The sequence below is a fragment of the Mycolicibacter sinensis genome, assembly GCF_001667375.1.
Classification (GTDB): Bacteria; Actinomycetota; Actinomycetes; order Mycobacteriales; family Mycobacteriaceae; genus Mycobacterium; species Mycobacterium sinense_A.
Window position 1 is genome coordinate 1 of record NZ_LZIN01000101.1, and the last position, 7,203, is coordinate 7,203.

Annotated in this window: 4 protein-coding genes and 1 pseudogene; 3 read left to right on the forward strand and 2 right to left on the reverse strand. The window is 72.2% G+C overall.

Annotated elements, in window-relative coordinates; genetic code table 11:
* Positions 1 to 3,200 (forward strand): annotated as a pseudogene (locus A5771_RS24410) (PE family protein); the annotation flags it as partial.
* Between the two features lie 19 nt (positions 3,201 to 3,219).
* Here the strand turns inward: A5771_RS24410 and A5771_RS20475 are convergent.
* Together A5771_RS20475 and A5771_RS20480 are read right to left on the reverse strand one after the other, a co-directional pair.
* Positions 3,220 to 3,612: a Fur family transcriptional regulator gene (locus A5771_RS20475; RefSeq protein ID WP_064857031.1), complete on the reverse strand. Its 393-nt coding sequence runs from the start codon at positions 3,610 to 3,612 to the stop codon at positions 3,220 to 3,222.
* Positions 3,609 to 3,965 carry an ArsR/SmtB family transcription factor gene (locus A5771_RS20480; RefSeq protein WP_064857033.1) on the reverse strand — a complete coding sequence of 119 codons (357 nt, stop codon included), beginning with the start codon at positions 3,963 to 3,965 and terminating at the stop codon, positions 3,609 to 3,611. The genes A5771_RS20475 and A5771_RS20480 overlap by 4 nt, the downstream gene beginning before the upstream one ends.
* 159 nt (positions 3,966 to 4,124) lie before the next feature.
* Here A5771_RS20480 and A5771_RS20485 point away from each other — a divergent pair, with 159 nt between their 5' ends.
* Both A5771_RS20485 and A5771_RS23540 read left to right on the forward strand, forming a co-directional pair.
* Positions 4,125 to 5,507, forward strand: coding sequence for a glycine--tRNA ligase (locus A5771_RS20485; RefSeq protein ID WP_064857032.1), 1,383 nt, complete (start codon positions 4,125 to 4,127; stop codon positions 5,505 to 5,507).
* Between the two features lie 313 nt (positions 5,508 to 5,820).
* The coding region (locus A5771_RS23540; RefSeq protein ID WP_342707876.1) for a PGRS repeat-containing protein at positions 5,821 to 7,203 on the forward strand (1,383 nt) is incomplete at its 3' end.

Below are 7,203 nucleotides of genomic sequence, written 5' to 3' on the forward strand. Positions count from 1 at the left end.
GTGTGGTGCGGGGGCTGGCGGGCGTCGCCGGCTCGGACGGGAAGCTCGGCGCCGGCGGCGATGGCGGAAACGGCGGCGACTCAGCGCAGGGCGGGGCCGCCGGCATCGGCGGCAACGCCGGCATCGGTGGCACCGGCACCGCCGGCACGGCCGGTGGATCCGGCACCGCCGGTCAGAGCCTTTCGGTAGCGGCCGGCAACGGTGGTGCCGGTGGCAATGGGTACGACCCGACCGCAATCGGTTCGGGGGCGGCCGCTGGGACCTCCGGCGGTAACGGCGGCAACGGCGGTAACGGCGGCAATATCGGTGCCGGCGGCCGGGGCGGCAACGGCGGCTCGGGCATCGCTGGAACCGACAACTCCGCCACCCAGGGCGGAGCGGACGGCAACGGCGTAGCGCAGGCCGGTGGTGTGAATGGCTTGGCCGGTGGGTCCGGCGGCGCCGGCGGCAACGGCGGACACGGCGGCAACGGCGGATCGACCTCGGGTGCCGCTGGTAGCGGTGGTAACGCCGGTAGCGGCGCCAATGGTGGCGGCGGCGGTGGTGGGCTTGCGGGTATCGCGGGTGCTAACGGTGGTGCTGCCGGGACGACGCTCGGCAACGGTGGCGCCGGCACCGCCGGCGGCGTAGGCGGTCGCGGCGGCGACGGTGGCGTCGGCGGTAACGGCGGTGCGGCGGGCAGTGCCACCAACGGCGCGGCCGGTTCGGTGGGCACCAACGGCACGGGTGGCTCCGGTGGCCAAGGCGGTTCCGGTGGTAACGCCGGCGCCGGCGGGACCGGCGCGCTGGGCGTGGCGGGAACCGCCGGTGGTGGTGACACCGGTGCGGCGCTCGGTGGCGGTGGCAACGGTGGTGCTGCGGGCACCGCAGGTGTCGGCGGTGCCGGCGGCAACGGCGGTGCGGGTGGCTCGACTGCCGGTACCGCCGCGGGTGCCGACGGTGCCGGCGGGCACGGCGGGAATGGCGGCGACGGGGCTGCCGGTGGTGGCGGTGGCAAGGGTGCGGCAGGCACCGCCACCGATGCCGGTTTCGATGGTGTCGCCGGTTCGGGCGGGCACGGCGGTAACGGCGGGGATTCGGCGATCGCCGGTGCCGGTGGTGCTGCCGGGACCAACGGCGACGGCACGACGACTCCGGGCAATGAGGGCAATGCGGGCACCGGGGTGAGCGGGCCGGCCGGCAACGGCGGTGACGGCGGTACCGGTTATGACCCGTCGGCGGCGGGTTCCGGTGCGGCGGCGGGGACCAACGGCGGCAATGGTGGTGCGGCCGGCAACGGCGGCAATATCGGCAAGGGCGGTGACGGCGGCGCCGGCGGCTCCGGCACGGCGGGCAGCAACGGAGCCGCGGGGACGTCGACCCTCGTCGACGGCGGATCCGGCCTCAACGGCGGCTCGGGCGGCGCGGGCGGCAGCGGCGGCCTCGGCGGTTCGATCTCCGGCGACGGCGGTATCGGCGGCGCCGGCGGTAACGGGGCGGTCGGCGGTAATGCCGGGGCCGGCTACAGCTTCGGCGGTACCACCGGCGGGACCGGCGTCAATGACATGGACGGCCGGGCCGGGGGCGACGCCGGCGGCGTCGGGACGGGTGGCAGTGGCGGCCAGGGCGGTAACGGCGGCGGCGCCGCCGGCGGGAGCGGCGCTCTCGGGGCGAACGGTGATGGCGGCAACGCCGGAGCCGGTGGCAACGGTGCCGCCGGTGGTGACGGTGGAGCCGGTAAGGCCGGGGTAGCCGGCCAGACCATCCACGGCAGCGCCGGTGGCGGCGGCAATGGTGGCGCCGGCGGCGATTCCACCCAGGGCGGGGCCGCCGGCACCGCGGGCGCGGCCGGAACCGGCGGGGCGGCGGGGACCGGCAGCGCCGGCGATACGGCTGCCAACGGCGACGGTGTGGCCGGGCCGGCCGGCAACGGTGGCGCCGGTGGTGCCGGGTACGACCCGTCAGCGGGCGGTGCGCCGGCGGGAACTTCCGGCGGCAACGGCGGTGCCGGCGGCGACGGCGGCAACATCGGTAAGGGCGGCAACGGCGGCGAGGGCGGCTCCGGAACCGCGGGCACCGACAACTCCGCGGACACCACCGGCCTGGACGGCGGCAAGGGCGGCTCCGGCGGTAATGGCGGTCAAGGCGGCAACGGCGGCTCGATCTCCGGGGCAGCCGGAACCGGCGGCAACGCCGGGACCGGTGCGTCCGGTGGCGGTGGCGGAATAGGAACCGTCGGCTCGGTCGGTACCTCCAGCACGGTCGCGGGCACCCAGGGCGGCGTCGGCGGTGCCGGTGGTGACGGTGGCAACGGCGGCAATGGCGGCGCCGGCGGCAAACTTTTGGGCGGCACCGGTGCCCAGGCGGCCACCGGCACCGGCGGTACCGCTGGATCCGGCGGGTCCGGTGGACAGGGCGGCACCGGCGGCACCGGATACACCGGTAGCAACGGCGTCAACACCTCGAGCGTCACCGCCAACGGCCAGTCCGGAAGCGCGGGCGGCACCGGCGGCATCGGTGGCCGGGGCGGCACCGGCGGCAACGGCGGGACCGGCAGCACCATCGGCGCCAACGGCAACGGTGGCCAAGGCGGCCAGGGCGGTACCGGTGGCAACGCCGGAGCAGGCGGCAACGGCGGCGCCGGCCAGTCGGGTATCGCCGGCGGCAGCGACACCGGCGCGGCCAAGGGTGGCGGCGGCACCGGAGGCAACGCCGGCACCGCCGGTGGGGGCGGCAAGGGCGGCGACGGTGGCGGCGGTGGCACTACCGCCGGGGCCGGTGGCACCAACGGCAACGGTGGTTCCGGTGGCACCGGCGGCAACGGGGCCCTCGCCGGCGACGGCGGTAAGGGAGCCCAGGGCGCAGCCGGGGTGGCCGGCGGCGGCGTCGGCGCCGCGACCGGCAACAACGAAGGCGCCGGCGGCAATGGCGGCAACGGCGGTACCACCAGTTTGCGGGGCACCGGTGGGTCCGGCGGCGCAGCCGGCAGCGGTGGCGCCGGCGGCGGGGGAACGGCTGGCACAGCCGGCGCGGCCGGTAGCAACCCGGCCCCGCTGCCGGCTGGCAACGGTGGCGACGGCGGCGACGGTTACGACCCGTCGGGGACCAACACCGGCGCCTCCGGCGGCAACGGCGGTAACGGTGGCAACGGCGGCAACCTGGGCCGGGGCGGCGAAGGTGGCGAAGGAGGTAGCGGCGCCAGCAACGGCTCGCCGGGCTGATCCGACCGGGCGGGCTTACTTACTTCCTGCAGTCGGCGCAGGTACCGAAGATCTCGATGGTGTGGCTGACGTCGGAGAAGCCGTGCTCGGCGGCGATCTGGGCCGCCCACTCCTCGACCTCGTGATCGCCCACCTCGACGGTGGCACCGCAGTGGCGGCAGACCAGATGGTGGTGATGGTGCTCCGAGCAGCGCCGGTACACCGACTCGCCGGTGTCGGCGCGCAACGTGTCGACCTGCCCGGCCGCAGCCATCGCCTGCAGCGTGCGATAGACCGTCGTCAGTCCGATGTTCTCCCCGCGCTCACGCAGCGCGTCGTGCAGTTCCTGGGCCGAACGGAAATCGTCGATGGTCTCCAGCAGCGCCGAGATCGCTGCGCGCTGCCGGGTGGAGCGCACTCCCGGGGCGGTCAACGGTCCTCACCGGCGTGGGCCACCGCGTCGATGACGATGTGCGCCAGGTGGTGGTCGGCCAACCGGTAGAGCACTTCGCGGCCCGACCGTTCCCCGGTGACCACCCCGGCGGATTTGAGGATCTTCAGGTGCTGGCTGACCAGCGGCTGGGGCACCCCGAGCGCGTCGACGAGCTCGTGCACGCAGCGGTGCGATTCCTGCAGTTGCAGAACGATCGCGATGCGCACCGGAGCGGCCAGCGCCCGCAGCAATTCGCCGGCGGCATCGAGGATCTCCCGCGGCGGCGTGGCGGGGAACGCGGGCCCGTGGTGCTGGTGGTCGTCGGCTACCAGACCCGATGTTGTGGGCGACATACCACCACCTCCGCCCATGTTGGAAATCGTTTTCAGCTGGCTCCACTGTTTCATGCGTAATGACGCATGTCAAAGAAGCTCGGCGGTGTCGATACCATGTCTGAGGTTGCGCGTCGGGGTTGTCGACGTGAACCCGACAAGACAGGAGTGCACCCCCTCGTGGCGTCCATCATCGACACCGTTGCCAACCTCGCCAAACGACGTGGCCTGGTCTTTCAGTCGGGCGAAATCTACGGCGGCACAAAGTCGGCCTGGGACTACGGGCCACTCGGGGTGGAGCTCAAGGAGAACATCAAGCGACAGTGGTGGCGCTCGGTCGTGACGTCGCGAGACGATGTCGTCGGTTTGGACAGTGCGATCATCCTGCCGCGGCCGGTGTGGGTCGCCTCCGGTCACGTCGCGGTGTTCAACGATCCGCTGGTGGAGTGCCTCAACTGCCACAAGCGGCACCGCCAGGACCACATGCAGGAAGCGGTGGCACTGAAAAAGGGTGGTAACCCCGACGACGTTCCGATGAGCGAGATTTCCTGCCCGGACTGCGGCACCAAGGGCGAGTGGACCGAGCCCCGTGACTTCAACATGATGCTCAAGACCTACCTGGGCCCGATCGAGTCTGAAGAAGGCCTGCACTACCTGCGGCCCGAAACGGCCCAGGGCATCTTCGTCAACTTCGCCAACGTCGTGACCACGGCACGTCGCAAGCCGCCGTTCGGAATCGGCCAGATCGGCAAGAGCTTCCGCAACGAGATCACCCCCGGCAACTTCATCTTCCGGACCCGTGAGTTCGAGCAGATGGAGATGGAATTCTTCGTCGAGCCGTCCACCGCGACCGAGTGGCACCAGTACTGGATCGACGCGCGCCTGCAGTGGTACGTCGACCTGGGTATCAAGCGTGAGAACCTGCGCCTCTACGAACACCCGCTCGAGAAGCTGTCGCACTACTCCGCCGGCACCACCGACATCGAGTACAAGTTCGGTTTCGCCGGGAACCCGTGGGGTGAGCTCGAAGGCATCGCCAACCGCACCAACTTCGATCTGACCACGCACTCACAGCATTCCGGCGTCGACCTGTCGTTCTACGACCAGGCGTCCGACACCCGCTACGTGCCGTACGTGATCGAACCGGCCGCCGGCCTGACCCGCTCGCTGATGGCCTTCCTGGTCGACTCCTACCAGGAGGACGAGGCCCCCAACGCCAAGGGCGGGGTGGACAAGCGCACCGTACTGCGGCTGGACCCGCGACTGGCGCCGGTCAAGGCTGCTGTGCTGCCGCTGAGCCGCAACGCCGACCTTTCGCCCAAGGCCCGGGATCTGGCCGCCGAGTTGCGGCAATCCTGGAACGTCGAGTTCGACGACGCCGGGGCGGTGGGCCGGCGCTACCGGCGTCAGGACGAGATCGGCACCCCGTTCTGCATCACCGTCGACTTCGACTCGCTCGAAGACCACGCCGTCACCGTGCGAGAACGCGACAGCATGGCCCAGGAGCGGGTGGCCATCGACGCGGTGGCCGATTATCTGGCCGTGCGCCTCAAGGGCTGCTAAACGACCCAGCGGTCGAAACCAAGTGCGCTCCAACGGGTTAACCGGCTCAAAATGTCGACTGTAGGAGTGATTTCGTAACCTGTTGTCCCGCAAGGGCAACAGGGCGAGCAGATATTTCTGAGACTGTTGCGGGTCAGGTTGACAGCCCCGTCGCGTCCCGGTTGGCTCAACGGTGGCTGAGAAACGAGCCAGATTCTTACGCCGGGGAATTGGATCGAACAAGGGAGGGTGGCAGATGGCCGACAGGAAGTACGTAGGGAAACCGCATGATTCGCGTGCCTCGGGGGCACGCCGCCGCAGTCGTGTGATCGGGGTGTCAAGCGCCGCGGCCGCATTCTTGGCATTCGGGATGGCCCCATTGGCCACCGCGCCGGACGCACACGCCGACGGTCTCGACTGGCTGATGGACCTGTTCGACCCCGGCATGGTCGCCGGCTCGGCCGCGGACACCACCGGGGTCGATGACGTGTTCGGCGACTCGCCGTTCTGGGACCAACTGCTGCTGGCCAACCCGAGTCTTGACCCGGCGAGCGTGATCGACTCGTGGATGTACGACCCGTGGCACACGGCCATGCAGGCCTGGATCACCAGTGACTTCGGTCAGCAGATCGACGATGCCATCAACACCGCCTACATCCAGATGAACGGCGTGGACAGCCTCGACGGAGCGTGCGGCCTGATCTGCAACGGTATCGACGGCACCCAGGACAGCCCGGACGGCGGCGCCGGCGGGCTGTGGTTCGGCGACGGCGGCGACGGCTGGGACTCCACCGTGCAGGGGTTGGCCGGTGGTGACGGCGGGAACGCCGGGTTCTTCGGCAATGGTGGCGACGGCGGCGACGGCTGGGATTCAACCAAGGTCGGCGTGGACGGTGGGGCCGGTGGCAACGGCGGCACCGGTGGCACGGTCATGGGCAACGGCGGGGTCGGCGGCACCGGCGGCGACGGGTTCGGCGGTACGGCCAACGGCGCCGGCGGCGTCACGACCGGCTCCAACGGCGGTGCCGGTGGTAACGGTGGCAGCAGCAGCGATGCCGCCAGCTTGATCTTCGGCAACGGCGGCGCCGGTGGTGCGGGCGGTAACGGCGGCGACGCCACCGCCAACGGCCACGAGGGCACCGACGTCGGCGGCAACGGTGGTGCCGGTGGCACCGGCGGGAACTCGTTCGCGCCCATCGGCAATGGCGGTGAAGGTGGTGCCGGTGGCGCGGGCGGTGGCGGCGGCGACGGCACCGCCAACGGCTCCGAGGGCAACTCGACCGGCGGCACCGGTGGCGCGGGTGGTACCGGTGGTACCGCCGAGAACGGACACGGTGGCACCGGCGGGGTCGGCGGCGCCGGCGGCGACGCCCGGTCCAACGGTCACCTTGGTATCGCGACCGCCGGTGACGGCGGGACCGGTGGCACCGGCGGACAGGGTCTCATCGCCGGCACCGGTGGTGACGGCGGCGCCGGTGGCGACGCCCGGGCCAACGGCTCCGGCGGCATCGCGACCGCTGGTGCCGGTGGCGCCGGTGGTGTCGGCGCCCAGGGCGCGACCGGTGCGGCCGGCCAGCCCGGTGGGACCGGTGGTGCCGGCGGCAACGGTGGGGCCGGTGGCGACGCCACCACCAAGGGGTCCGGGGGCACCTCGACCGCCGGTAACGGCGGCGACGGTGGCGCGGGCGGCAACGGCGGCAGCGGCGGGGCCGGCGCG